A 26,260-nucleotide genomic window follows, 5' to 3' on the forward strand; every position below is an offset into this window, starting at 1 on the left:
GCGCGACTTGGACATAATGCTCTCCAACAGCTGACTCAATAGGCAAGGCAATGGCGAAATCGACGGGTGGCTCCTCCAAGCTCCTGTGGCTGATGATACTGCTGGTACTGCTCTCCACTGCAGCGGCCGGAGCGGCCATCTACATGGTCATGACTGACCGCGGCAGTGATGGTGAGAGCAGGCTCCAGACTCAGCAGATCCAGAGACAAGCGCCAATCTTCGTCAAGATCGATCCGTTCACGGTCAATCTCGCCGACGACAATTTTGGCTCGCGCCTGCTCTACACCGGCATTTCGCTGAAAGTCGGCAACGACGAGACTCGCGAGATTCTCAACGAGCACATGCCACAGGTCCGGAGCCGGTTGCTGATGCTGTTCTCCGGCAAGCAGGCAACCGAGTTGACCACGCCGGACGGCAAGCGCCGCCTGAGCGACGAAGTCGTCGCCGTGCTCTCGGAGCCGCTGACCGCGCCACAGCCGTCCCTCGAGATCCAGGACGTGCTGTTCACTGAGTTCATCGTGCAATAAACGGGTGCCCTGGCCACCATGTCCCAAGACGATCTGCTGTCACAGGATGAGATCGACGCCCTACTCAAGGGCGTCAGCGGCGACGACGAGCCCGATGCGCGAAGCGACGGCATCTCTCGTGTACGCCCCTATGACCCGGCGACCCAGCACCGCGTCATCCGCGAGCGCCTGCAGGCGCTGGATATCATCAACGAACGCTTCGCGCGGCACTTCCGCATGGGGCTGTTCAACCTGCTGCGCCGCAGCGCCGACATCACCGTGGACTCGGTACGCTACTTGAGCTACAGCGAGTTCTCACGCAACGTGCCGGTACCGACCAACATCAATATCATCGGCATGAAGCCGCTGCGTGGGTCGGCACTGATCGTGTTCCCACCCAACCTGGTCTTCATGGTGGTGGACAACCTGTTCGGCGGCGACGGACGCTTCCTGACCAAATCGGAAGGACGTGAGTTCACCAACACCGAGCAGCGTATCATTCAGCGCCTGTTGAACCTGGCCATCGACGCCTACGAGGAGTCGTGGAAGTCGGTCTATCCGCTACAGATCAACTACTTGCGCTCGGAAATGCAGTCGAAGTTCGCCAACATCACCAACTCGCCCAACGAGATCGTGGTGAACACGAACTTCAACATCGAGGTCGGCAATCTCTCCAGCAGCTTCCAGATCTGCATTCCCTATTCGATGGTCGAGCCCCTGCGCGACCTGCTGGCCAACCCGCTCAGCGATGGCCACCACGACCAGGATGGCTCCTGGAGCAAGCGCATGGCCGGAGAACTGCGTCGCTCCGAGGTGGAACTGATCGCCAATTTTGCCACTGTTCCCACCCGTATTGCCCATGTCATGGCACTCAAGGTGGGGGACGTCCTCCCTCTCGAGCTACCCGAGACGGTCACCGCCAGCGTCGACGGCGTACCGGTGATGGAGTGCGACTACGGTAGCCAGCACGAGCAGCGCGCGCTGCGTGTCATACGCATCATCGACCATGGTGCACAGAACCCGGTGTCAAAGGACGCCTTCATCAAGGGCGCAGCGCCTCAAGCCAAGGAATCCAAGCATGACTGATCCCAAGAAACCCGATCAGAACGTTTCCGACGACGATTGGGCCTCCGCCATGTCCGAGCAGTCCGAGAACGAGCCCGCGGCCGACGACGACCCCTGGGCGGAAGCCATGGCCGAGCAGGAAGCGGCCGAGGCCGCCACCAGCGCCGGGGGTGATGACGACCCCTGGGCGGAAGCCTTGGCCGAGCAGGAAGCGGTCGAAGCCGCAGCCGACGAGACGCCGGCGGCAGCCAGTGCACCTGCCTCTGCCCCCCAGTCTGCCGGCGACCGCGTGTTCCGCCCACTCGACAAGGGCAAGGAAGGCGGTACTGCCCGCGACCTCGAAATGATCATGGACATCCCGGTCAAGCTGACCGTGGAACTGGGCCGTACCAAGTTGACCATCAAGCAGCTGCTGGAATTGGCCCAGGGCTCCGTCGTCGAACTCGACGGCCTGGCCGGCGAGCCGATGGACATCCTGATCAATGGCTACCTGATCGCCCAGGGTGAAGTCGTCGTGGTCGACGACAAGTACGGTATCCGTATCACCGAGATCATCACCCCTTCCGAGCGGGTGCAGAAACTCAACCGATGAGCAACACCCTCTCTCCCGCAGCTTCCGCAGGGCTCGAGTCCCTTGCCGTAGGTGGCGATGCCCTGGTGGGCATGGCCACCCTCGGCAAGACAGCTGCCGCCTTGGCGCTGGTCATCGCCATCATTCTGGTCTGCACCGCTCTGCTACGTCGCTGGGGCCTTCAGAAACGCGCGGCCGGTGGCCATCTGCAGGTGATTGGCAGTGCCGCTCTCGGCAGCCGCGAGCGGGTGGTGATCGTCGAGGTCGAGGGTACCTGGCTGGTGCTCGGCGTTGGCGGCGGCCAGGTCAACAAGCTGCACGAACTGGCGGCCCCTGTTCGGCCAGTCGAGGAGGCATCGCATTCGCCACACGAAGGTGAGCGCTTCGCCGCTCGCTTCGCGCGGGCGTTAAAGCAGAACGCCGGCCTGGGCGGTCCCGGGCGGGGAGATTCATGATTCGCCCTTCTCTCCCGATTCGCCCTTCTTTCCCGTTGCGTCAGCTCGCCCTGCTTGCCGCAGTGGTACTAGCCCTGTTGCCGCTGGGTGTCCATGCCCAGCAAATTCCCGGCATCGTCAGCCAGCCGCTGGACAACGGCGGCCAGCAGTGGTCGATCCAGTTACAAACGCTGCTGCTGCTGAGTTCACTGGCCTTCCTGCCGGCAGCGCTGCTGATGATGACCAGCTTCACTCGCATCATCATCGTGCTCAGCCTGCTGCGCACCGCCATCGGCACTCAGGCTACGCCGCCCAATCAGGTGCTGCTGGGCCTGGCGCTGTTCCTGACCTTCTTCGTGATGTCTCCGGTCATCGGCATGGTCTACGAAACCGCCTGGGTACCGCTGACCGCCGAAGAGATCAATTTCGACGAGTTCCTGCTGCTGGCCCAGGAACCGTTCCGCGAGTTCATGCTGGCCCAGACCCGTGAGCCCGACCTGGCGCTCTTTGCGCGCCTGGCCGAGGTTGGCCCCATGCAAGGCCCTGAGGACGTGCCGCTGCGGATCCTGGTGCCGGCCTTCGTCACCAGTGAACTGAAGACGGCGTTCCAGATCGGCTTCACCATCTTCATTCCGTTCCTGATCATCGACCTGGTGGTCGCCAGTACGCTGATGTCGCTGGGCATGATGATGGTACCGCCGGCGACGATCTCGCTGCCGTTCAAGCTGATGCTGTTCGTGCTGGTGGATGGCTGGCAACTGATCATCGGCTCACTGTCGGAAAGCTTCTTCATCTAGGCCGACGTTCATAGGCCGAGCCATGCTCGGCGAGGAGTCAAAATGACACCGGAAATGGTCATGAGCATTGCCTACCAGGGCATGCGCGTCACGCTGTTCCTGGCCGGCCCGCTGCTGATCACCGCCCTGCTGACAGGCCTGATCGTGAGCCTGTTCCAGGCCGCCACGCAGATCAACGAGATGACGCTCTCGTTCATTCCCAAGATTCTCGGCGTGTTCACCGTGCTGGTACTCGCCGGCCCTTGGCTGCTCGGATTGATCGTCGATTTCACCCGCACCCTCTTTACCAGCATACCCAGCATGTTGATGTGAGGCACGCATGGTCGAGGTGACCTTCGCTCAACTGCACGGTTGGCTGGTGATCCTGCTGTGGCCCTTCGTGCGGATCCTGGCGTTCTTCTCCGCCGCGCCGCTATGGGGCCACTCCAGCGTACCCAGCCAGGCAAAAATCGGCCTGGCTTTTCTGGTCACATTGGTCATCGCGCCTGTGCTGCCACCCATGCCCGACGTACCAATCATGTCCTGGGCGGGGTTTGGCATCATGGTGGAGCAGATGCTGATCGGCATCGCCATTGGCTTGGTCATGCATGTGGTCTTTGCCGTGGTCCAGGCCGCCGGCGAATTCATCGGCCTGCAGATGGGCCTTGCTTTCGCTACCTTCTTCGATGCCGGTAGCGGCACCAACACCATGGTTCTCTCTCGAGTGTTCTTCATGATCGCCCTGCTGCTGTTCCTGGCCTTGGGTGGACACCTGATGATCCTGGAAGCATTGGTCTCGAGCTTTCATGGTTTACCTGTCGGCATCGGCGCCTTCAACCCCGCGGCCTTCGAGATGCTGGTGCGCTACGGCGGCACCATCTTCGTGGCGGGAATGTCCCTAGCGTTGCCGCTAATGGGCTCATTACTTATCATTAAGCTCGCCATGGGCATCCTCAACCGCTCTGCCCCACAGCTGACGGTATTCAACATCGGTTTTCCCATGACCCTCACCGTCGGTCTGGTGCTGCTGATGGTATTGATGACCGACATGGCGCGCTTCCTGCAGCGCCTGTTCAGCAACGGCATCCAGTTCATCTACTCGCTCATCGAAGCACTGGCGCCACTCGCCTGAGCCCACCAGCCATCTAGCTAGCGCGGCCATCTCGCCAGCAACAGCAACAAAAAAACCGCCCCGGCAGGCCAGAGCGGCGAAAAGAGACCCCATGGGCTTGCACCTATAAGGTCTGCAGGGAAGCGTTAAGGCCAAATTCCTGCGCGAGCGAATCGCTGCGTTGCATGCCCCCTGGACCTTACAGGAAATTGAATAGCGACAGGCTCTTTACGTCGACGAAGGCCTTCTGGGCCGCCTGCAGGCCCACCTGGCGCAGGCTGTACTCGGCAATGGCCTTGCTGTAGTCGAGATCGATCAGATCGGAGAGCGTCTGCTCGTAGTTCACCATGCGGTTGTCGCTGACGGCATCGACTACGTCCAGCTCATTGAGCCTTGCGCCCATGGAGGCACGCACGGTCAGAACGTTATCGAGGCTGTTGTCGAGTTCACGCATGGCAGTTCGAAGCGTATTGCGCAGCTCGGCTTTCTCGGCCGGTGTGCCAGCCGGATTCTCGAGAACACTTAGCGCCTTTTCCAATGTCTCGAAGAGGTTATGATTCATGCTGTCGGCGGTGGCAAACCTGACCCCATCGCCATCTTCCGGCGTGCCTTGCAGTTCGAGCCGCACACCTCCAACGCTTATCGTCTGTCCAGCTGGATCATAGGCCTCACCGTTCAGAGGCGGTACCGTATCAACCCAGTCGCCATTCTCGTCCTGCATCTGTACGGTGTACGTATGTGTTACGCCATCGCTGGTAAAATCGACACGAAACGCACTGCCATGATTCGGATCTGAGTTATTTACAACTTGCGGCCCGGAGAATGTCACGCTGCCTTCGTTTCTCGCGTTGATATCGCCGGCCACATCAAGCTTTCCTGCTTCCGACAAGTAACCGGCACCGCTCGCCACACTATTGAATATGCTGGCTCCGTTGTCCGAAACCGGCATCTCACGCGAGGCGTCGACACGCTGAGCTCGCGTATTGTTATCCCCTACGTAGGTGATAGCGTCACCGTTACGCACAAAGGGAGCGCTCGAATCCTGATAACCGCCGAACAGGTAGCGGCCGTTACCATCGGTCGCATTGGCCTGGCCGATCAGGGTCTCGTAGACACCACGCAGCTCAGAGGCCACGGATTGACGATCAGAATCACTCAGGGTGTCACTCGAGGCTTGTACCAGCAGCGTCTTGGCGCTGATGACAGCATCACTAACGCTATTGAGCACGCTCTCGGCCTGAGCCAGGGAGTTGCGCGCCGACACTCGGGCATCGGCATACTGCTTGGTCACGGCCTGGGCCTGTGATACGCCCACCGCTCGGGAGGCTGCCTGGGGATCGTCGGACGGGTTCACTACCCGACGGCCGCTGGCGATCTGCTGGCTGACCTTGAGGAAGTCGCCCTGCTGGCGATTCATGGATGCCACGCTCTGATCGAACATGGTCACGGTGCTGATACGCATCGAACTGGACTCCCTGATGATCAGTTACGCAAGCCGAGGATGGTATCGAACAGCGTCGAGGCGGTGTCGATGACCCGGGCGTTGGCCATGTAGAACTGCTGGTAGCGAATCAGATTGGCCGCTTCCTCGTCCAGGTTGATACCGGATTCGGACTGCTGCACCGCCTTGAGCTGGTCGGTGAGGCCCTGACGCGCATCGAGGTTGACCTTGACGATATTGGTACGGTTGCCCACGTCGCTGACCATGCCGGCGTAAGCCTGGCTGAGCGAAGCGCGACCGCCCACCAACGCCTGACTCTGCAGATTCTGCATCGCCAGCGCATTGCGGTTGTCGCCGGTGCCGGACATGATCCAATCCGCCGGATCGTCTTCCGGGTTGATCGGCTGGGCCGCGGCAACCTTGTCCAGATCGGAGATCTGCGACTCGAAATCGGCTGCAGCTCGACGCACCGGTTGCACCTCATAGCGATCGCCATTGGCCGGTGTGCCGCTGAACTGCAGTGTGATGCCCCCGAAGCCAAGGGTGGATGCTCCATCATCCCACGTGATTTCATCGGCCGGCATCGCCTGACCATTGTCCTTGCGAATCACCTGGGGAGGATCACCCGGGTTGCCAAAGCGCACCGTATAATCGGTGGCGCGCAGCTTGTCGATATTTGCCGTATCGAAGCTCGCCCCCACGACTTCTTCGCCACTGGTGTTGCGCGGGTAGGAGTAGGCCTGGGGCTGGCCGATAGCGAAGAAATCCTCGCCCGGGTCACCGTTGAGGTCCATGCCCAGGCGGTGCTGCTCGTTGAAACCCACCGTCAACGATACGGCCAGTTGACCGATCTGGTTCTGGGTCTTGTCCAGCGTTTCGGCACGGAAGGTCATCAGGCCACCCAGGGTACCGCCCTTGATGGTGTTTTCCGCCAGCGCCACCAGGTTGCCGCCTGAGTCGCGATAGCCCAACACGGTACGCTGCGGGTCGTTGGGCGCATCCATCGCCTCAATGCGATAGGAATTGGTACCGGATACCAACGGCTGCCCATTGGGCAGGCTGATGTTGTAGCTCTTGCCGTCCTGGATATCCAGGCGGATGTCCATGCGTTCGCTGAGTTCGGCCACCAGGTGGTCACGCTGGTTGAGCAAACTGTTGGGCGCCTCGCCGCTGCGCGCTCGCGCCAGGGCAATCTCGCGGTTGAGAGTGGCGAGCTGCTCAGTCATGTTGTTGATCTGGGTGACCTCGTCCTTGATCTGGCCGTTGATACCCTCCTGCATGTCCTGCAGGTAGCCGTCGAAGGCACGGAACTGGGCGGTCAGCGTATCGGCAGTGCCGAGCAGACCCTGCCGGGCCGCCGGGTCGGAAGGCGCCCCGGCAAGGTCTTCCAATGACGAGAAGAAGTTCTGCATCAGCGGTGCCAGGCCCGCTTCCCGGTCGGCCAGCAAATTGTCGATCTGGCTGATCTGGTTTTCGTAGGTCTTCAGCGCGCTGGAAGAGCTAGTGGCGGCGTTGAGCTGCGAGGCCACGTACTGGTTGAACTGGCGCTGGATGGCGTTGACCTGCACGCCGGCATCGGCGCGGCTCTGGCCGAGGATCGTCAGTTCCCGGTTGTAGCCGGGTGTATAGACGTTGCTGATGTTGTTGCTGGTCGTGTTCAGCGCGTTCTGGGCGGCATTCAGGCCGCTCAGGCCGACGGAAAAAATGATGCTCATGGTGTCGTTTCCTTTCGCCAATGCCCGTTATATCGGCCTGAAGACGCGAAACTTTAGAAGATTAATAACTGAAAAAGACCAACGAATCGCCGCGCTGCTGCATCGGCCCCATGCTGTTCATCACCGCGATCAGCTTGTCGGCGTAGGCCGGGTCGGTGGCATAGCCACCCGCCTGCAGCGCTCTCGCCGCCTGCTGGGCGTTCCCCGCCGTGGTCACTGCCGCATAGCGCGGGTTGTTGCCGATCAGCCGTGCATAGTCGGTGAAGGCTTCCTCGAAGGAGCCGTAGACGCGGAAAGTGTCGACGACTCGAGTACGCCGGCCGTTGACGTACTCATGAGTGGCGATATCGGTGGTGCGCCCCTGCCAGCTGCTGCCAGCCTTGATGCCGAACAGGTTATAGCTGTTGCCGCCAGTGGCAGTGGCGATCTCGTGGCGCCCCCAGCCGGTTTCCAGCGCTGCCTGGGCCAGTATCAACTCCGCCGGCACGCCGGTCTTGCGGCTGGCGGCCTGGGCGGGCGCCGAGAGACGCTCCACGAAGCGCTGCACGTGCTCGCCTGTGGGTGCATTCGCGCGAGACGCCTGGGGAGTCGCCGGGTTGCCCTGGGCCAACGTTGCTGCCTGAGCGGCTGGGGATGCGTCGTGCAGCTCGGCATCGAGAGCCGACATGAAGCCGCCACGTACCGCCTCGAGCTCCTCGAGGAAGTTGGCCGGCATCGTTGCCGCTTCCACCTCACGGGCTGACGTCTCACGCTCATCGAGGCGCGCTTCCTCTTCACTGACCGGCTGCAGGGCATCCTGGAGCACCCTGGGCGTTCCACGCGGAATGCCGGCGATCAATTCGCCCAGTTCACGGTCGGCCACGCCGGAGCGGGCCGAGGAGACACCCAACTGACTTTCCAGCTGTGCAACGAGATGGTCGGCCAGACCGATGCCACGTCCGGCCATGGTCTGGGCCCATTGCTGGTCGAGCATCGACTGGTAGAACTCGCCCTGCTGGCTGTCGAGCAGGCCACCCGAAGGAATGGTGTCGCGCATGCTCTTGAGCATCATCTGCAGGAACAGCGCCTCGAACTGCTGGGCGGCACCGCGCAGACCGGCAGCCTCATCGTTCCTCGCGGTGTGCTTGAGCCGTTCGAGCCCCTGGACGTCGAGGGCGAACTGACTGCTCATATCCTGGATGCTCATCAGATGATCTCCAGGTCGGCACGCAGCGAACCGGCCGCCTTGAGCGCTTCCAAAATCGACATGAGATCGCTGGGCGTGGCGCCGAGGGCGTTGAGCGCATTGACCACATCGACCAGGTCGGCGCCTTCGACCACGCGCAGATAGGCGTCCTGCTCCTGGATCTCGATTTCGGTGTCGGGTACCACCACCGTCTCACCTTCGCCGAAGGGAGCCGGCTGGCTGACCAGGAAACGCGTATCGATGACGATCGACAGATTGCCGTGCGCCACCGCGGCACGCCGCAGGGTCACGGCACTGTTCATGACCACCGAGCCGGTGCGGGCGTTGAATATCACCTTGGCCGGGGCTTCCATCGGCGTGATGCGGATGTTCTCCACCTGGGCCATGAAATTGACCCGGGAATTGGGGTTCATGGGCCCATCCAGGGCAATCACGCGACCGTCCCGCGCCGCCGCCACCGGGCGGCCGAATTCGCTGTTGATGGCGTTGACCACCCGCTGAGCGGTACCGAAGTCGGCCTGCTTGAGTTCGAGTTCGAGCAGGCCGGCATTGGCGCCGAGATCCAGCGGCACTTCCCTTTCCACCATGGCCCCACCGGAGATACGCCCGCCCGCCAGCTGGTTGACTTGCACCTGGGCGCCGCCCGCGGCCGCCCCGGCCCCGCCCACCAGCAGGTTGCCCTGCGCAATGGCATAGGTATCGCCGTCGGCGCCCTTGAGCGGGGTCATTAGCAGAGTGCCACCGCGCAGGCTACGGGCGTTACCGATGGAGGAGACGTTGACGTCCAGCCGCTGCCCCGGGCGCGAGAACGGCGGCAGGTCGGCAGTGACCATGACCGCCGCCACGTTGCGCAACTGCATGTTGGTGCCCGGCGGCACGGTAATGCCCAGCTGCGACAACATGTTGGTGAGACTCTGGCCGGTGAAAGGCGCCTGCATGGTCTGGTCGCCGGTACCGTCGAGCCCGACCACCAGGCCATAGCCGACCAGGACGTTGTCGCGCACGCCAGCAAAGTTGGCAATCTCGCGAATGCGTTCGGCCTGGGCTGGCAGCGCCAGCAGGCACAGCCACGCCAGCAGCATAAGTTTCGCCGCCATCGAAGGGGAACGGTTTGGCTTGGACATCGTGAGAGTCGTCATGGTCGCCTCGCTCGCGCTCGCTCAGAAAGGCGAAATGTTGAGGAAGAAGCGCTGCAGCCAGCCCATATGCTGCGCCTCGCTGATATAGCCGTTGCCGACGTACTCGATCCGCGCATCGGCCACTGCGGTCGAAGGCACCGTGTTCTGACCGGTAATGGTGCGCGGGTTGACCACACCGGAGAAACGGATGAACTCGACCCCTTGGTTGATGCCGATCTGCTTCTCGCCACGTACACGCAGATTGCCGTTATGCATTACCTCGAGCACCGACACGGTGATGGTGCCGGTAAAGCTGTTGTTGGCCTGGGAGCCACCGCCGCCATTGAAGCTGCTGTTGCCGGAAAGGTCGGCGGACAAGTCGACGCCGTACTCGGCCAGGCGCTCCAGCACATCGGGAAGCGCTGAAAGGTCGAGCCCCGCCGAGCCGTTGCGACTCATGTTGGACTGCGAGTTCTTGCTGGCGCTGACCTGCTCGTCCAATACGATGGTCAGGATATCGCCCACCATGCGCGGGCGGCGATCCTCGAACAGCGGCTGTACGCCACGGTGAGCCTGGTAGATGGAACCATTGGCCATTCGCGGCGGCGGCTCGGCGATGTTGATCTGCTCCTGCTCCCCCACCACCGAGGCGCGTGGCACTTGGGCGCAACCGCCCAAGGCCAGCATTGCGATGGCGGTGATCGCCAAGGCCACTCGTGCGGCCGACATAACCGTACCTTTCATTCTCACTCGCTTCCGGCCGAACCGTTCAGGCCAAGGTGTTTCATTGGAACGTCGATCAGAGCTGGCTCAGGCGCGCCAGCATCTCGTCACTGGTCTGCACGGCACGGCTGTTGATCTCATAGGCCCGCTGGGTCTGGATCATGCTGACCATCTCCTCCACCACGTTGACGTTGGAGGTTTCTACATAGCCCTGGAACAGACGACCGGCACCGTTCATCCCCGGCATGGTTTCATTGCGCGGGCCGGAAGAGGTAGTTTCCCGGTAGAGATTACCGCCGATGCTCTCGAGGCCGGTCGCGTTGACGAAAGTGGAGACGGTGATCTGACCCACTTCCAGCGCCTGGTTGACGCCGGGCTGGGTCACCGAAACGATGCCGTCCTCACCGATGGAGATCGACAGAGCGTTGTCGGGAATGATGATGGCCGGTTCCAGCGGGTAGCCATTGGCGGTGACCATCTGGCCGTTCTCGTTGAGCTGAAAGCTGCCGTCACGGGTATAGGCGGTGGTACCGTCCGGCATCAGCACCTGAAAGAAGCCGTTACCGTTGATCGCCAGGTCGCGCGAGTTCTCGGTCTGTTCGAGCCCACCCTGCGTGTGCAGGCGCTCGGTAGCAACCGGGCGTACACCGGTACCAACCTGCATACCCGAAGGCAGGCGGTTCTGTACGTCGTTCTGGGCGCCGGGCTGACGCAGGTTCTGGTAAAGCAGGTCCTCGAACACCGCCCGCGAGCGCTTGAAGCCGTTGGTGCTGACGTTGGCCAGGTTGTTGGAGATGACGTCCAGCTTGACCTGCTGGGATTCCAGTCCGGTCTTGGCCGTCCACAGTGACTTGATCATGTTTTTTCCTCGACCCTGCGGGCCTCAGTCCTGAATAGAGAGCCTTCAGCCCTGGATAGAAAGCAGATTATTGGCCCGCTGGGCGTTTTCGTCCGCGGTGCTGATGACTTTCATCTGCATTTCGTAGCGCCGGGCGACATCGATCATGGCCACCATGGCCTCCACCGCGCTGACGTTGCTGCCTTCCAGCGCGCCACTGGTGAGGAGGGCTTCATCGTCGGCTTCCAGCGCCGCGACCTCCCCCTCGGCATTGGGCGGCATACGGAACAGGCCGTCGTCGCCGCGCAGCAGGTTCCGCTCCGGCGTGACCAGCTTGAGCCGGCCCACGTCGACCAGGGCTTCCGGCCCTTCCCCTTCGCCGATGGCGCTGAGGGTACCGTCGGCACCGATGGTCACGCTCGAGCCCAGTGGCACGATGATGGGGCCGCCTTCGCCGATTACCGGGCGGCCCACTACGGTCACCAGGCCATTGCCATCCACCTCGAGGTCACCGCGCCGGGTGTAGGCCTCGGTACCGTCGTCGGCCTGCACGGCGAGCCAGGCGTTACCCTGCAGGGCAACGTCCAGCTCACGGCCGGTGCGCGTGATCGGCCCGGGGCTGAAATCGCTGCCCGGGGTGGTGGCCGCTACCGAGACACGGGTCGGCAGAGCTCCGTCACCCTGCACTGGCACGGCGCGCATGGCATGCAGCTGGGCGCGAAAGCCGCTGGTAGAGACGTTGGACAGGTTATGACTGACCACCGCCTGCTGGTCCATGCTCTGCTTGGCCCCGCTCATGGCGGTATAGAGGATGCGGTCCATGATTCAGGCTCCGTCCCGGCTTAACGCAGGTTGATCGCGGTTTGCAGGAGTTCGTCCTGGGTCTTGATCGTTTGCGAGTTGGCCTGGTAGGCGCGCTGCGCCACGATCATGTTGACCAGCTCACGGGCCATGTCGACGTTGGAGGTCTCGACGGCGCCGGAGACGATACCACCCAGCAGACCGGTACCCGGGGCACCGATCAGCTCCTGGCCCGATTCGTTGGAGGCGCGCCATACGTTATCGCCGGCAGGCGTCAGGCCCTCGGGATTGCGGAAACTGACCAAGGAAATTTGACCGGCGGGGCGCGACTCCTCGTTGGAGTAGTTGCGCATGATCACGCCATCTTCGTTGATGGTGATGCCCACCAGGGTGCCGGAGGTGTAACCGTTCTGGGTCAGGCTGCTGACGGTGGAGGTGTTACCGAACTGGGTGGAACCGGCGAGATTGAGGTCGAACTCAAGATCCAACGGCTCACCATTGAAGAATTCATTAGTAGGAAACTGTATACCAGCAATCGCGCCGTTAGCCCCTACGTTGCCTCCGCCATGTACAAGCTTACCGTTGGCATCGAACTCCAACGTGTACGTAGTAGCAGTATCAGGAGTCGCCCCACCCAAGGCTTGTCCATCCAGCGTCATCTTGGCGGTCCACTCATTGGAACCGACCTTCTCGTAGTAGACCGAGATATTGCGTGGATTGCCCAGCGAGTCGTAGACGGTGAAGTTGTTCGAATAGTGGTAATCGATCGATACCGGATCGCCATTCACGTCACGGGCCTCGACTGTGCTCATGTCGTCGGAGCCCGGCTGCATGCGCGCATCCAGATTTAGCGTAGTGCCGACACGTGTCGTGGCACTGGCGGCCAGCTCCTCGGCGGAAACGTTCAGCGGCACCGGCTGGCCACCCACCTGCACCTGGCCGGCGGCATTGAGGCCATAGCCCATGATCTGAAAGCCCTGGGCGTTGATCAGGTTGCCTTCCGAGGTCATCGAGAGCTGGCCATTGCGCGAATAGACCACCTCGCCGCTGGTGTCCATGTAGCGAAAGAAGCCATTGCCGGCCACCGCCAGGTCCAGGTTGCGGTTGGTGGACTCGATGTTGCCTTCGTTGAAATTCTGCAACACCGCAGAGACCCGCGTACCCAGGCCGACCCGGGAATTGGCGAAGACGTCGGAAAACTGGACGTTGGAGCCCTTGAACCCCACGGTCTGGGAGTTGGCGATGTTGTTGCCGATCGCCCCCAGTTTCTGCGACTGGGAGTTCAGGCCGCTCAATGCTTGTGAAAAGCTCATGTTTCGTTCCTCTGCCTACCGGCTGTATTTGCCGCTATGCGCGGTTCTTTTAGTAAGCACTGCACGAATGCCTGCACGAGTGTATCGCTGCGTTGCGCGGTGCTCGGCTATTCGTACAGCACTTCCTTGATGCTGTGTTAATGGATGAAGAATCAGAGAATCTGCTTGACCTGGTCGAGGCCGACCTGACCATAGACGGCACCCAGGTCCAGCCTCACGCCACCGTTCTTGTCGGGCGGCGTCACACCGCCGACCACGGCGTAGTTGAGGGTGCTGGCATCCAGCGCCTTGTCGCCGCTGGTGGCCTCGATGCGCACGCGATAGGAGCCCGAGGCGGCTGCCTCCCCCTCGCTGGTGCGGCCATCCCAGGTGAACGATTCCACCCCGGCCTTGACCGGCCCGATGTCGTAGCGGTTGATCACCTGGCCACTGGCGTTGGTGATCACCACGCGCACGTTGTCGGCCGACTGGGGCAGCTCGATGCCGAACGGGGTGGTATGCAGCTCGCCATCATCGCCATGTTCGAGTAGTAGGCGATCGCCCGGCACCAGCACGCCCTGCCCGATCAGGGCGGTCGCCTGCAAGGTCTGGCCGGCGTTCATCTGGTCAGTGATACCCTTCAGGGTCTTGTTGAGATCCTCGATGCCGCTGACCGTATTGATCTGGGCCAGCTGCGTGGTCATCTCATGGTTATCCATGGGATTGAGCGGATCCTGATGCTGCATCTGGGCGATCAGCAGCGTCATGAAGTTGTTGCGCAGCTCGGCGGACTGGCTGGCATCGCGGGCGGAAGGGCCACCCTGGTTCAGGCGTGTAACGACGTTGGCGTCGATGGTGTTGGACATGACGATCAGCCCTCGCCCAGCGTTAGTGTCTTGAGCATCATTTGCTTGCTCGTGTTCATGACTTCGACGTTGGCCTGATAGGAGCGCGATGCCGAGATCATGTTGACCATTTCATGCACCGGCTCGACGTTGGGCATGGTTACGTAACCCTCCTCGTTGGCCAGCGGGTGCTCGGGGCGATACTCCATGCGCAGGGGCGAGGGGTCCTCAACCACTTCGCGTACACCGACACCGCCAATGCCGTGGCCACCCTGCAGGCGCGATTCGAACAGCACCTGCTTGGCCCGGTAGGCTTCGCCGTCCGGCCCGGCCACGCTGTCGGCGTTGGCCAGGTTGCTGGCGGTGACGTTCATACGCTGCGACTGGGCGCTCATGGCCGAGCCGGCGATATCGAACACGGAAAACATCGACATGGTAAGATCTCTCTCCGTCTGATCCGGTCTGTTATTCCGGCTGCATGGCGTTCTTCAGCCCCTGGATGCGGCTGTTCATGATGGTCAGCGCCGCCTGATAGCGCACTGAGTTGTCGGCAAACTGAGTACGCTCGCGATCCATGTCCACGGTATTGCCGTCCAGGCTCGGCTGGTCGGGAACGCGGTAGAGCAGCTCTTGGGAGGGCGCCGCCATGGCCTGGCCCGACAGGTGCCGCTCGGAGGTACGTGCGAGCGATAGCCCGCCGCCGGTCGTGCGCCCCTGCTCGACCGCCTTCTTCAGTTCACTGGCGAAATCGATGTCACGCGCCTTGTAGTTCGGCGTATCGGCATTGGCAATGTTGCTCGCCAGGATCTGGTGACGCTGCTGGCGCAGGCCCAGCGCCTGCTGGTGATAATTAAAGGCGGCCTCGAGCTGGTCGATCATGCCGGCACTCCCCGTCCAAACCCAGTGGATGACATGCGGAACTTCTTGAGGTTGAAGAATAGCGATGCCCCTGTCATTTCAATGGCAGGAACAGGCCGGTTTTCCTTGTTCATTTCCACTGTTTCAGCCTGGCGCGGCCAGCTAGAATCCTGCCATTACCCTCATGCTGGACGGCCTTGCCCCATGCGTTTGACCCGCCTCGCCCTGTTGCCACTGCTGTCGCTGGCCGGTTTGCTGGCGATACCGGCAGCCTCGGCCGATGACACCGAGCTGCTGCAAGTCGTGCACGGCTTCCTGCACGAGGAGGCCAGCGCGCTGGGCGACGAGCTCGTCATCGAACTGCATCCCCCGTCCGCCAGGCTGCCGGCCTGCGAATCTCCCCAGCCCTTTCTCACGCGCCCGGGCGAAGCCCCCCTTGGCCGCGTCTCCGTCGGCGTACGCTGCGGCAGCGACGGCCGCCAGGTACGCTACCTGCAGGCAGAAGTCGGCGTGATGGGTGAATATCCGGTACTCGGCGCCCCGCTTTCCCCAGGCGAGACCGTGCGCCGCGATCAACTGATCATGCACTCAGGCAACCTCGCCGAGTTGCCAAACCGAACCCTGCTCGACGTCGACGAGATCGTCGGCCAGATGGCGACGCGCGCCCTCGCCCCCGGCCAGCCGCTGCAGGCCCATCAGTTCCGCAGCCTGCCGCTGGTGGAGAGAAACCAACGCGTCGTGGTCGAGGCCAGGGGTACGGCATTTCGCGTTTTGCGAGAGGGACAAGCGTTGGAACCGGGAGGACTCGGCGACCGGATCCGGGTTCGCTTCGATAGCCGCGAAGTCGTGACGGCAGAGGTGGCCGGAGAGGGCGTCCTTGTCGTAGACTTCTGACACTGACCGCTGCGCGTTGACGCAAGCACACCAGGAATGGCACGCGCATGTCCGCCTGAGACACTTGCGCCCGCAAACAGGCCTAAAGTTATCCAGCGCGCTGCCGATAGCAGGTGAAAGCATCCGGTCATGAGGCCATTATCGTGAAGATCAACAGCCAGAATCCCCTGACTCGCCCGACGCAGACGACACCGCGCGAGGAGACTCAGCCAGTCAAGGGCGCCACCCCCTCAGGGCAGCAGGAGCCCGGCCCCTCGGCGGCCACCCATCTCAGCCATCAGGCTGCCGATACCTCGCGCGACGTCGATATGGCGCGGGTCGAAGAAATTCGGGAAGCCATTCGCGAGGGGCGGCTGGAAATCCGTGCCGACCGTATTGCCGATGCCCTGATCGAATCCCTGACAGCGGAGCGCGGTGGGGAATGAGCCTGGCGAAGCTTCTTCAGGAACAGCAGCAACGTCTGGACGGCGTCATTGGACTGCTCCAGCAGGAGCGCACCTTGCTGGCCGATGCGAAAATCGATGGCAACGTGCTCGGCGACATCGCCGCACGCAAGCAGGCGCTACTGGCGAAGCTGGAAGCCAGCGAAACCCTGCGTCAAAGCGTGCAGCAACGGCTGGGCTATGCCAGTGGAGCGGAAGGTGCACGTCAGGCGGCAGCCGACGCCGGCTGCGAACACGCCTGGACACATACCCTGGAGCTGACTCGTGAAGCTCAGCGCCTCAATGCACTGAACGGCAAGCTGGTGGAACTGCGCATGGAGCAGAACACACGCCTTCTGACGTTCATCCATGAAGCCGCGGAAAAGACCGTCTATCGCGCCAGCGGGCGCGTTGCCGCCCAATCGGGGCACATCAACGCCTCGGTTTAAGCCGCTCCCGGCCGCCTCTCTCGCACCCCTTCTTCCGCCCCGCCTTCACGAGTTCAGCGATTCAGCGATTCAGCGATTCAGCGATTCAGCGATTCAGCGATTCAGCGATTCAGCGCATTATTGCCGGCCGGCCAGTGAGGCCGGCCGATAGTGATAGTACGTGCTCGCTGCGCGCCAGCAAGGCAACGTCCTCGCAACCGCGCACCCCCTACCCGTTGTCGGGTCCGTTACCACAGGCTGTCGATCAGATCATCATCGCAGGTAGTGATCACCACGGTATTGCGCCCATCAGCCTTGGCCTTGTAGCTTGCCTCGTCGGCACGAGCGAGCACGACTTCGACGGATTCGTCGCCCTCCTGCAGCGCCGTGACCCCCATGCTGAGCGTGATGCTGTAGATCTTGCCCTCGTTGGTCACAGTGACCTCGGATACCGCGCGACGCAAGGATTCGGCGATCTCACCCGCCTGCTTGAGCGTGCAGCTGGGCAACAGGACCGCGAATTCATCCCCTCCCTGGCGTGCGACGTGGTCGCTGCGCCGCACTTCCCAGGCCACCACCTGAGCGACTCGCCGCAGCATTTCGTCACCCAGGGCATGGCCACCTTCATCGTTGATCGGCTTGAAGTGGTCGAGGTCGAACAGAATCAGCACCGAGGGCGTGCCGGTCTTGGAGTATTCCGCCAGCGCCTCTTCCAGGCGCCGCTCGAAGCCACGCCGATTGAGCAGCCCGGTCAGCGGGTCGTGCTCGGCCTCCCAGCGCTGGAGCGCCTCCTGCTGCCGCCGCTCGGTGATGTCCTTGACCATGCCCACGAATCCCAGCGACTGTTCATTGCCTAGCACTTGGCTGGCATGCACTTCGACCCAGAGCGTAGCACCGCCAGGATGGAGGAAACGCAGTTGGCGCACGAAGTCGCTGCCGGTCGCCAGGGTATGACGCCACATGTCTTCGGTGCCCTGCTTGTCGGCGGGGTGAATACGCTCCCACCACTCCCTGGCGCTATGCATCGCATCGAGCCCGAGCAGTTCGAGCAACGCCGGGTTCAAGTAGTTGAGGCGACCTTTCAGATCCGCCACGAACATGCCGATGGGTGTCGAACCCAATACCGCATCGAGAAATGCCTGGCGATCGCGCAAGTGTTCGAGCGCTGCCAGCCGCTCATGCTCCAGCCGGTTGAAGCTACTGGCCACCTGACGCAGCTCGTGCATGCTGGTAGAGAGTTCGAGGTAGCGCCTCTCACCCGCCCCGACCTGGGCGATCTGCCGCTCGAGCCGATGCAGGGGGCTCAGCAACCGCCTGACCAGCAAACGCATGGTGACCAGCATCATGATGGCCAGTACCAGCCAGGCCCACCACAGCCGCACCAGAAAATCGCCCAGCGGCACCCGGACCTGAGCCTGGGGCACCGCCACCTTGACGACCCAATCTGCCGGCCAGATCTGACGATACGACATGAGAATCGGGGGGCCGCCACCACTCTGGCTAACCGTCTCGCCTTGCCAGCCGTCCAGTGCGAGCTGCAGCGTCGCAGAGTCGTCGAAGGCTTCACTCAGGGTCACCGACGGCTGGCGCCGCGGATGAAAGAGCAGCTCACCCGCTGCGGTGAGTACCGACACGTAGCCATCCTCACCCAAGCGGATCCTCTCCAAACGACGGAACAGGCCACCGTGAGTAAGATTGATCATGCCGCCGACCAGGCCGGCAAAGCTTCCCTGCTCGTCGAAGCGAGGCACCAGCATGAGCACCAGGGAATCACCGCTCGCCCTGCCGATGAAGGGCTGGCTCACGTATGGCCATGGCGAATGACGAACCAAGCGGAAATATTCCGTGTCGGCAGTTTCGAGTCCCACTCGCCCCGGCACGACAGGCCAGTCCGCCACGACGCGACCGCCAGCGTCGGTCACCATCAGGCCCTCGAACCACTCCAGCAGCACCTGGTTGCTCGCCAACCGGGACGACAACTCTTCCATTTCCGCACCGCGCATGCTTTGCTCGAGCCGTTTCAGCGCACCCAGCCTCCCCTCGACCTGCTCGGCCAGGTCATCGGCGATCAGCTGCGATTCGTAGCGCAGATGAGCAAGATTGACTTCATCGACGAGCCCCTTGCCGAACTGCCAGGCCAGCACCAGTACGATGCCGACAATCACCAGCCAGGTCATGGCCAGCCCAGCAAGAAGACGACCTTGCAACGAGCAGAGTGAGCGAGCCAGGGACGCGATAGGTGCCATCACGTGCAAGAAGATTCCCCTTGATCGAGGTAAATAGCTTGTCAGTTCAGCTTTACAATAGGCACCGCCTTCCCATGGCAGCCCGCAAGGAAGCAGGAGAGCTACTTACGTTATCGGCACGCCCAAAGCGAACTTGAGACTTGGAAACACATCAAAGCATCTTACCCAACATCGCGTCGCCATCCCTCAACGGAAGAGAGCGCCAGGCTCAAGTCTTGGCGAGAAAGGACGATATAGACCCAATGACACGAATTTGACTTAACCGAAGCCGTTCCGATGACCCATAAAGGTAACCGCCCACCGGGCAAGCACGTGCAACTCCTTGCCCAGCATCCGGCTCGGCTGATTCAGCATGCCTTCGAGCAGAGCCAGACCGGCATGGTCATCACCGACGGTGAAGGACTCATCTTGAGAGTCAATGACGCCTTCTGCCGCATTGCCGGGAGCGATCGAACCGAAACGACCGGTTGGCCGATCGAGCATTTTTACGCGTCTCTACGCACCCCTTCGCACCTGCCGGCTACGGCGGGTACCACACAGGGCCTGGCCCGCTCCTGGCAGCAGGAAGTGCTTTGCCGCCGTGCCGATGGGGAGTCGGTACCGGTACTGATGACTGTCGACGCCCTGCTCGACGAGCACCAGCAGGCGCGTCATTTTCTGCATACCTTCGTACTATTCACTCCTGCCAATGGTGAAGTGCTCGACGATCGTCACTGGATACACATCGACCCCATGACCGGCCTGCCCAACTGGCTGCTGCTGCGGGATCGCCTGAATCACGCCCTGGCCCAGGCCGAGCGCACCGACACCACGCTCGCGCTGCTGTTCATCGATATCGATCGGTTCAAGGCCATCAACGATGCGGTAGGACATATCGAAGGCGATCGCATGCTGGGCGAACTGGCCCAACGCCTGCAGCGCGAGGTACGCAGCAAGGATACCCTGGCAAGGCTCGGCAGCGACCAGTTCGTGGTGCTGCTGGAAAAGGACGGGGCAGCCGAGTCGGCACAGCGGGTAGCGGAACGCTTGCAGGAAGCGCTGGAAGCGCCATTTACTTCCGGGGATCGCTACCTGCTGGTGACGGCATCGATCGGCATCGCGCTCTACCCCACCGATGCGCAGGACGTCGAGACACTGATAACGGCGGCGCGCAGCGCCATGTTCATCGCCCGCAAGAAGGGGCCCGGTCGCCTGGCCTTCGTCGATCGTCGACTGACGGCACGGCTCAAGGAGAAGCACCGGATCGAGAGCCTGCTCAGCGAAGCCATTCATATGCCGGATCAGCACTTCGTGCTGCACTACCAGCCAGAGTTCGATCGCCGTGATCTGCACTGCACCGGCATGGAAGCCGTACTGCGCTGGAAGCAGCCCAAGCGCTGGCAGCATTCACCCGGGCATTATCTCGACATGATCGCCCGCCAGGGGCTCGGCGTACGCCTCAACCGCTGGATGATCAAGACGGCGGTCGCCGATCATCGCCAGTGGCACGACACCGGCTCCCCTCTGGGCAAGCTGTCGGTTTCCATCCACCTGTGCGAAGCGCATCTGGCGCATGACACCTTCGATCGCCGGCCGCTGGACCACTTCCTGCGGCATCAGGAAATGAACTCCTTCGAATGGCTGACGCTCAAGGTTCCCGCCCAGGGCCTTGGCAACGACCTGGACAAGGCAACCCACCTGCTCAAGCGGCTCGAACAGCTCGGCATTCGTCTCGCGGTGGAGGGGCTCGGCAATGATCCGATCGATCTCGTCTGGCTGTCTCGCCTGCCCTTCCACAAGGCCACCATCGATGCCCGACTGGCCGGCATTCACCACGATGGCCGACGCTTGGTCGAGGCGTCATGCCGTATGCTGAACTCCCTCGATATCGAGCCTGTGATCGTTGGCGTTGACGATGAAAGCCTGGCGACCATCGTGGAAACCGTCTCCGCACGCCTCGCGCAGGGCCGCCTGTATTGTCCGCCCATGGCCGCAGAGGCGTTGGCACACTGGCTCGAGGAGCATGGACCAGCCGACGAATGACGAAAGTCGAGCCAACGGGGGAGGCGCCGCCTCGGCCACAACGCTACGCCGAGCTGTCGCGAGCCATATCGAGTTCATCGGGAAATTGCGGCGGAAAGGCCGAGAGATACGCATGACTGACCCGTAACACCCGCACATCGTCATGCTTGCCCCCCGCCAACTGGAACCCCACGGGCAGGCCATCCGGCGTGAAGCCACAGGGCACGGACGCAGCCGGCTGCTGACTGAGGTTGAAGGGATAGGAGAACGGCGCCCACTCCTCCCAATCACGCATACTGCTGCCCGGCGGCACATCGTGCTTGAGGGGGAAAGGACGCACCGCCACCGCAGGCGTCATGACCAGATGATAGCGCTGATTGAAATGTTCGAGCCTCTCCGTCAGCAGCGCCCTCTCCTTGAGGGCGTAGAACATGTCCAGCGCACTGAACTGCTCGGCCCGCTTCGCATCGGCCACCATGCCGGGATCGAGTAGCCGGCGCTGCCGCTCGCCGTGTTCGCGATACACCGCAAGCGACGCCGTGAACCAGAGCGTATTGAAGATACGAATGGGCGACTCGAAGCCAGGGTCCACTTCCTCGACCACGGCACCCAGCTCTTCCAGGCGTCGAGCGGCCTGGCGCACGCACTCGGCCACCGCCGGCTCCACTCGGGCATAGCCCAGCGTCGGAGAATAGGCGATGCGCATACCCTCTATCCCAAGCCCAAGCTCCTCTCCCCAGTCGGCGGGCTGTCCACGCAATGCATAGGGGTCACGATAGTCGTAGCGGCCGATCACGTTGAGCATGCGCACCGCATCGGGTACGGTACGTGTCAATGGCCCCAGGTGAGAGAGCGAAGCCTCCTTCGAACGCGGCCACTCCGGCACCCAGCCGAAGGTGGGCTTGAAACCGAACACACCGCAGAACGAAGCGGGTATGCGGATCGAGCCGCCTGAATCGCCACCTTGGTGAAGCACCCCCATGTTGAGTGCCGCAGCCACCGCCGCACCTCCCGACGACCCTCCCGGCGTCAATCCCGTGTCCCATGGGTTGGCCGTCGCACCAAAGATGCGATTGTCGGTAATGGCCTTCCAACCGAATTCCGGTGTATTGGTCTTGCCCAGGATCACCGCACCGGCCTCGCGCAGCATGCGTGCCGGCGGAGAATCCCGCTCGCAGGGGGCGTCCGATTCCGTCAGCGATCCCTTGCGCGCCGGCAGTCCGGCAGATTCGGTCAGGTCCTTCAACGAGACGGGAATACCATCGATGTGACTCAGTGGACGCCCTTCGCGCCAGCGCCGGGCCGAAGCCTCGGCGGCAGCTTCTGCGCCCTCCCGGTCGACCACCACGTAAGCATTGACGCTATCGTTGAAGCGATCGATGCGCTCGAGTGCGGCTCTCGCCGCTTCCAGGGGCGAGGCCGCGCCGCTTTCAAAGAACTGGCGCAGCTGGCCCGCATCCATGGTGCCAAGATCGGTGTCGCTCACAAGAACCTCCGTTTTTCCAGTGAGACCTCTTACGATTGTGGATAACACCCATCCAGAAGGGCAAATTGGACTGACCGACACATGGCAACCTTGACCACGGCCAACGGCGAGCCGAGCGACCCTCCCGATGCTTGCCGCTCAGCCCTCTGATGCAAGGGGGGAGCGAAACTGGCCGTGCCCGCAACGTAGCCGACGAGATGCGAGATGACACCGCGAATGCAGTCGACTTTGTATCCGTGCGTTTCGAGAGGCTAACCTTGGTTAATAAACTCGAATAAATGACAAGGAATAGGCCATGAACAAGGCATTGGTGGCTGCCGCCTGCGTGGTCGGCATCGGCGCTGGCATCCATCTGCTCAATGATGCAAAGGATCGGGCAGTGACGGTAAACCCGGCTGACCTGACACCAGACCAGCAGCGCTACTGCGAGAAGGTCGAGCAGTGGTACAGAGAGGAAATGCTCGATGTCGCGCCCAAGTGGCGTCTCGGCCACCCTGACGACCAGGGCACCTATGCCCAGTGGTGCACGGAAAGATAGCGGAAACATCGGAAGCACACGAAAAAGCCGCCTAGAGAGTTACTCTAAGCGGCTGATTCTTTGAAACTTGTTGGTGGAGCCTAGCGGGATCGAACCGCTGACCTCAACACTGCCAGTGTTGCGCTCTCCCAGCTGAGCTAAGGCCCCAGGCGTTCTCGCCTTGCGAGAACGAGGCATATCTTACCCATCTCAGCAAGGCACGTCAATACTGCTGCGCAAGATCCCTCCCTGCGTTGATGAGAAGCGGAAATTGAGATGCGCGTTCAATTTCCCTCGCTCGACGACTGTGGCAAGCTTGCTCCTGAAAGGTAAGGGTTCTGCGCCGCCAAGAGCCAGCCCCGAGTTCAAGCTCCGCTGCGACTGTCTGTCCGTCGCCGCCAGCTCTCCGTTATGACGAGGAATGTCAGCCTTGATCAAGGTGCTCATTGTCGATGACCATCACCTGGTTCGCACCAGTCTTGCTCGCCTGCTCGAGAACGAAGAGGACTTGGATGTCGTGGGCGAAGCCGCCAGCGGTGAGGAAGCCATTACCCTTTGCCGCCAGCTCGAACCGGATGTGATATTGATGGACCTGCGCATGCCAGGTATCGGCGGCCTTGAAGCGACTCGCAAGATCATGCGCAACAACACTGACGTGCGCATCCTGGCGCTGACCGGCTTCATGGAAGACAACTTCGCCCAGCGCATGCTCGATGCCGGTGCGGGCGGCTTCATCAGCAAAGACACTCAGGTGCCGGAGATGGTCGACGCCATCCGCAGCGTGTTCGCTGGGCACCGTTACATCAGTCCCGACATTGCCCAGCGCCTGGTGCTCTCCCGCTTCGATTCGGAAGAGAACCCGTTCGATAAGCTCTCGCAGCGTGAGCTGCAGGTCGCCATGATGATCGTCAACTGCCAGCGAGTCTCGGAGATTTCCGACCGACTGTTCCTCAGCCCGAAGACCGTCAACACCTACCGTTACCGGATCTTCGAGAAGCTCGGTGTCGAGACCGACGTGGAGCTGACGCACCTGGGCCTGAAGCACGGCTTGGTCGAGGGATTCGACACCGCCAACTGAGTGGCCGCTTCTGGTAACCTAGGCTTCCATGCAAGACAGCCAGAGCACCATGACCTTCGATTCGCGGCAGTTCCTTGCCAACCTCACACAAGCCCCCGGCATCTATCGGATGCTGGACGAGCGCGGCGATACGCTCTACGTGGGCAAGGCCAAACGCCTGAAGGCCCGCCTGGCCAGCTATTTTCGCGGTGCGCTCAACACCAAGACCCAGGCCATGGTGTCGCGGATCGCGGATGTCCAGGTCACGGTGACGCGCAGTGAGATCGAGGCCCTGCTGCTCGAGCAGACCCTGATCAAGGAGCTGCGGCCGCCCTATAACATCCTGCTGCGCGACGACAAGTCGTATCCCTTCGTATTCGTCAGCGATCGCCACCCCTACCCGGCGCTCGAATACAAGCGTGCCCGCAGGCGTCACGACGATGGTCGCTATCTAGGCCCCTACCCAAGTAGCGGCGCGGTACGGGAAAGCCTGTCGCTGATGCAGAAGATCTTCCGCATACGTAACTGCGAGGACAGCGTTTTCGCTCACCGCACGCGCCCATGCCTGCAGTATCAGATCCATCGCTGCAGCGCGCCTTGTGTCGGCTATATCGGCGAAGCCGACTATCGGCGAGATCTGGAGCATGCCGTGATGTGCCTCGAGGGACGCAGCGAGCAGGTAACCAAGGAACTGACCGAGGCCATGGAAACCGCCAGCCGTAACCTGGCCTTCGAGGATGCCGCCCGCCTGCGCGACCAGATACAGCATCTGCGCCAACTGCAGCAGCGCCAGTTCGTCGACACCGAAGGCGGTGATGCTGATGTCTTTGCCCTGGCCGAGCGCGAGGGCGCACTCTGTATTTCGATCCTGGCGGTACGTCAGGGGCGGCTACTGGGTGCACGCCATCACTCGCCGGACAACGGCCTCGGCCTCGAGGCCTCCGAGCTGCTGGGCGAGTTCGTCAGCCAGTACTATCTCGGCCAGGGACGCGAGATCCCTCGTGAAGTGATCAGCAGCCTGCCCCTCCCCGACAGTGACATCCTGGAGAGCGCACTGAGCAGCCGTGCCGAACGACGCGTACGCGTGACACACAAGGTGCGTGGTCACCGCAGTCAATGGCTCGAGCTGGCGCGCACCAATGCCGAGCAGCAGTTGGCCAGCCGCCTGGCCAGCCAGAACGAACTGGATCGCCGCTTTGATTCCTTGCAAGAAGCCCTGGCGCTGGAAACCTCGCCGGCGCGGCTCGAGTGTTTCGACATCAGTCACAGCCACGGCGAGGCGACCGTGGCATCCTGCGTGGTTTTCGACCGCAATGGACCGCGCAAGTCGGATTATCGGCGTTTCAACATCGAGGGCGTGACTGCCGGCGATGACTATGCCGCCATGCGCCAGGCACTGAGCCGACGCTTTCGTCGACTCGCAGAGGGCGAGGGAGCCATCCCGGACATCCTGCTGCTGGATGGCGGCAAGGGCCAGCTCAACCTGGCGCGCGAGGTTCTCGGCGAACTTGGGATCGACACGATCCGGCTGCTTGGTGTGGCCAAGGGCACCACGCGCAAGGCCGGCCTCGAGACGCTGTTCATCGAGACCACCGATCGCACCCTCGACCTGCCTGCGGCATCACCGGCCCTGCACCTGATCCAGCACGTGCGCGACGAGGCGCACCGCTTCGCCATTACCGGGCACCGTAACCGGCGTGACAAGGCCCGCCGCAGTTCCGCCCTGGAAGATATCGAAGGCATCGGCCCCAAGCGCCGCCGGGAACTGTTGCGCTTTTTCGGTGGGCTACAGGGCGTCAAGCAGGCCAGCCGCGAAGAACTTGCCCGCGTCCCCGGCATCAGCGCCACCCTGGCGGAGACGATTCATCGCTCCCTGCATGGATGATGGCGCCCGGTACAGATAGAATGGTGCCCACTTTGGCTTTCCTG

Annotated in this window: 27 protein-coding genes and 1 tRNA gene; 14 read left to right on the forward strand and 14 right to left on the reverse strand. The window is 62.2% G+C overall.

The genetic code is table 11. From position 1 onward, the window contains the following. Positions 1-50: 50 nt before the first annotated feature. The 7 genes from fliL to fliR are packed head-to-tail and all read left to right on the forward strand — an operon-like array spanning position 51 to position 4,484. Positions 51-527, forward strand: a complete 477-nt coding sequence (gene fliL / locus ACUY1T_RS03415; protein ID WP_446020329.1) for a flagellar basal body-associated protein FliL — start codon at positions 51-53, stop codon at positions 525-527. A gap of 18 nt (positions 528-545) precedes the next feature. Then, positions 546-1,592: a flagellar motor switch protein FliM gene (gene fliM, locus ACUY1T_RS03420; protein ID WP_446020330.1), complete on the forward strand. Its 1,047-nt coding sequence runs from the start codon at positions 546-548 to the stop codon at positions 1,590-1,592. Further along, positions 1,585-2,163: a flagellar motor switch protein FliN gene (fliN, locus tag ACUY1T_RS03425; protein WP_446020331.1), complete on the forward strand. Its 579-nt coding sequence runs from the start codon at positions 1,585-1,587 to the stop codon at positions 2,161-2,163. Before fliM ends, fliN begins: the two co-directional genes overlap by 8 nt. Further along, on the forward strand, positions 2,160-2,597 hold the full coding sequence (gene fliO / locus ACUY1T_RS03430; RefSeq protein WP_446020332.1) for a flagellar biosynthetic protein FliO: 438 nt from the start codon (positions 2,160-2,162) through the stop codon (positions 2,595-2,597). Before fliN ends, fliO begins: the two co-directional genes overlap by 4 nt. Further along, on the forward strand, positions 2,594-3,373 hold the full coding sequence (fliP, locus tag ACUY1T_RS03435) for a flagellar type III secretion system pore protein FliP (protein ID WP_446020333.1): 780 nt from the start codon (positions 2,594-2,596) through the stop codon (positions 3,371-3,373). The genes fliO and fliP overlap by 4 nt, the downstream gene beginning before the upstream one ends. A gap of 42 nt (positions 3,374-3,415) precedes the next feature. Further along, a complete protein-coding gene (gene fliQ, locus ACUY1T_RS03440) occupies positions 3,416-3,685 on the forward strand; it encodes a flagellar biosynthesis protein FliQ (RefSeq protein WP_446020334.1) in 270 nt (89 codons plus the stop codon). 7 nt (positions 3,686-3,692) lie between these two features. After that, entirely contained in the window at positions 3,693-4,484 is a 792-nt protein-coding gene (fliR, locus tag ACUY1T_RS03445; protein WP_446020335.1) for a flagellar biosynthetic protein FliR, read from the forward strand. Positions 4,485-4,662: 178 nt separating this feature from the next. Here the strand turns inward: fliR and flgL are convergent, their stop codons facing one another. The 11 genes from flgL to flgB all read right to left on the reverse strand — a co-directional run bounded on the left by flgL (position 4,663) and on the right by flgB (position 15,301). Next, positions 4,663-5,925 carry a flagellar hook-associated protein FlgL gene (flgL, locus tag ACUY1T_RS03450; RefSeq protein ID WP_446020336.1) on the reverse strand — a complete coding sequence of 421 codons (1,263 nt, stop codon included), beginning with the start codon at positions 5,923-5,925 and terminating at the stop codon, positions 4,663-4,665. A gap of 20 nt (positions 5,926-5,945) precedes the next feature. Continuing rightward, positions 5,946-7,619 carry a flagellar hook-associated protein FlgK gene (gene flgK / locus ACUY1T_RS03455; RefSeq protein WP_446020337.1) on the reverse strand — a complete coding sequence of 558 codons (1,674 nt, stop codon included), beginning with the start codon at positions 7,617-7,619 and terminating at the stop codon, positions 5,946-5,948. Positions 7,620-7,680: 61 nt separating this feature from the next. Further along, entirely contained in the window at positions 7,681-8,805 is a 1,125-nt protein-coding gene (gene flgJ, locus ACUY1T_RS03460) for a flagellar assembly peptidoglycan hydrolase FlgJ (protein ID WP_446020338.1), read from the reverse strand. Further along, positions 8,805-9,902: a flagellar basal body P-ring protein FlgI gene (locus ACUY1T_RS03465; RefSeq protein ID WP_446020738.1), complete on the reverse strand. Its 1,098-nt coding sequence runs from the start codon at positions 9,900-9,902 to the stop codon at positions 8,805-8,807. The genes flgJ and ACUY1T_RS03465 overlap by 1 nt, the downstream gene beginning before the upstream one ends. Positions 9,903-9,965: 63 nt before the next feature. Beyond that, positions 9,966-10,652, reverse strand: a complete 687-nt coding sequence (locus ACUY1T_RS03470; RefSeq protein WP_446020339.1) for a flagellar basal body L-ring protein FlgH — start codon at positions 10,650-10,652, stop codon at positions 9,966-9,968. A 70-nt stretch (positions 10,653-10,722) separates the two neighbouring features. After that, positions 10,723-11,505, reverse strand: coding sequence for a flagellar basal-body rod protein FlgG (flgG, locus tag ACUY1T_RS03475; RefSeq protein ID WP_446020340.1), 783 nt, complete (start codon positions 11,503-11,505; stop codon positions 10,723-10,725). Positions 11,506-11,550: 45 nt separating this feature from the next. Further along, the gene (locus tag ACUY1T_RS03480) at positions 11,551-12,306 is read right to left on the reverse strand and encodes a flagellar basal body rod protein FlgF (RefSeq protein WP_446020341.1); all 756 of its coding nucleotides are present in this window, start codon (positions 12,304-12,306) and stop codon (positions 11,551-11,553) included. 20 nt (positions 12,307-12,326) lie between these two features. Beyond that, entirely contained in the window at positions 12,327-13,598 is a 1,272-nt protein-coding gene (flgE, locus tag ACUY1T_RS03485; RefSeq protein ID WP_446020342.1) for a flagellar hook protein FlgE, read from the reverse strand. Positions 13,599-13,750: 152 nt separating this feature from the next. Then, the gene (gene flgD, locus ACUY1T_RS03490; protein ID WP_446020343.1) at positions 13,751-14,443 is read right to left on the reverse strand and encodes a flagellar hook assembly protein FlgD; all 693 of its coding nucleotides are present in this window, start codon (positions 14,441-14,443) and stop codon (positions 13,751-13,753) included. A 5-nt stretch (positions 14,444-14,448) separates the two neighbouring features. Then, complete coding sequence (gene flgC / locus ACUY1T_RS03495) at positions 14,449-14,856, reverse strand: flagellar basal body rod protein FlgC (protein WP_446020344.1); 408 nt, start codon at positions 14,854-14,856, stop codon at positions 14,449-14,451. A gap of 31 nt (positions 14,857-14,887) precedes the next feature. Continuing rightward, on the reverse strand, positions 14,888-15,301 hold the full coding sequence (flgB, locus tag ACUY1T_RS03500) for a flagellar basal body rod protein FlgB (protein ID WP_446020345.1): 414 nt from the start codon (positions 15,299-15,301) through the stop codon (positions 14,888-14,890). Positions 15,302-15,484: 183 nt separating this feature from the next. On the opposite strand from flgB, the gene flgA reads away from it, so the two are divergent. From flgA to ACUY1T_RS03515, 3 genes are all read left to right on the forward strand, one after another. Continuing rightward, positions 15,485-16,174, forward strand: a complete 690-nt coding sequence (flgA, locus tag ACUY1T_RS03505; RefSeq protein WP_446020346.1) for a flagellar basal body P-ring formation chaperone FlgA — start codon at positions 15,485-15,487, stop codon at positions 16,172-16,174. Positions 16,175-16,317: 143 nt separating this feature from the next. Then, the gene (flgM, locus tag ACUY1T_RS03510) at positions 16,318-16,599 is read left to right on the forward strand and encodes a flagellar biosynthesis anti-sigma factor FlgM (RefSeq protein ID WP_446020347.1); all 282 of its coding nucleotides are present in this window, start codon (positions 16,318-16,320) and stop codon (positions 16,597-16,599) included. Then, entirely contained in the window at positions 16,596-17,045 is a 450-nt protein-coding gene (locus ACUY1T_RS03515) for a flagella synthesis protein FlgN (protein ID WP_446020348.1), read from the forward strand. The genes flgM and ACUY1T_RS03515 overlap by 4 nt, the downstream gene beginning before the upstream one ends. Before the next feature lie 227 nt (positions 17,046-17,272). Here ACUY1T_RS03515 and ACUY1T_RS03520 read toward each other — a convergent pair whose 3' ends face one another. Further along, the gene (locus ACUY1T_RS03520; RefSeq protein WP_446020349.1) at positions 17,273-19,270 is read right to left on the reverse strand and encodes a diguanylate cyclase; all 1,998 of its coding nucleotides are present in this window, start codon (positions 19,268-19,270) and stop codon (positions 17,273-17,275) included. A 276-nt stretch (positions 19,271-19,546) separates the two neighbouring features. Here ACUY1T_RS03520 and ACUY1T_RS03525 point away from each other — a divergent pair, with 276 nt between their 5' ends. Beyond that, entirely contained in the window at positions 19,547-21,292 is a 1,746-nt protein-coding gene (locus ACUY1T_RS03525; RefSeq protein WP_446020350.1) for a putative bifunctional diguanylate cyclase/phosphodiesterase, read from the forward strand. Between the two features lie 43 nt (positions 21,293-21,335). Here ACUY1T_RS03525 and ACUY1T_RS03530 read toward each other — a convergent pair whose 3' ends face one another. Then, a complete protein-coding gene (locus ACUY1T_RS03530) occupies positions 21,336-22,757 on the reverse strand; it encodes an amidase (protein ID WP_446020351.1) in 1,422 nt (473 codons plus the stop codon). 295 nt (positions 22,758-23,052) lie between these two features. Here ACUY1T_RS03530 and ACUY1T_RS03535 point away from each other — a divergent pair, with 295 nt between their 5' ends. Beyond that, the gene (locus ACUY1T_RS03535) at positions 23,053-23,295 is read left to right on the forward strand and encodes a hypothetical protein (RefSeq protein ID WP_446020352.1); all 243 of its coding nucleotides are present in this window, start codon (positions 23,053-23,055) and stop codon (positions 23,293-23,295) included. A gap of 71 nt (positions 23,296-23,366) precedes the next feature. Here the strand turns inward: ACUY1T_RS03535 and ACUY1T_RS03540 are convergent. Then, positions 23,367-23,442 (reverse strand) — tRNA-Ala (locus tag ACUY1T_RS03540). A gap of 262 nt (positions 23,443-23,704) precedes the next feature. On the opposite strand from ACUY1T_RS03540, the gene uvrY reads away from it, so the two are divergent. Further along, positions 23,705-24,352: a UvrY/SirA/GacA family response regulator transcription factor gene (uvrY, locus tag ACUY1T_RS03545; protein ID WP_446020353.1), complete on the forward strand. Its 648-nt coding sequence runs from the start codon at positions 23,705-23,707 to the stop codon at positions 24,350-24,352. A gap of 49 nt (positions 24,353-24,401) precedes the next feature. Further along, entirely contained in the window at positions 24,402-26,216 is a 1,815-nt protein-coding gene (gene uvrC / locus ACUY1T_RS03550; RefSeq protein WP_446020740.1) for an excinuclease ABC subunit UvrC, read from the forward strand. Positions 26,217-26,260: the final 44 nt, after the last annotated feature.

This window comes from Billgrantia sp. Q4P2, assembly GCF_052806135.1.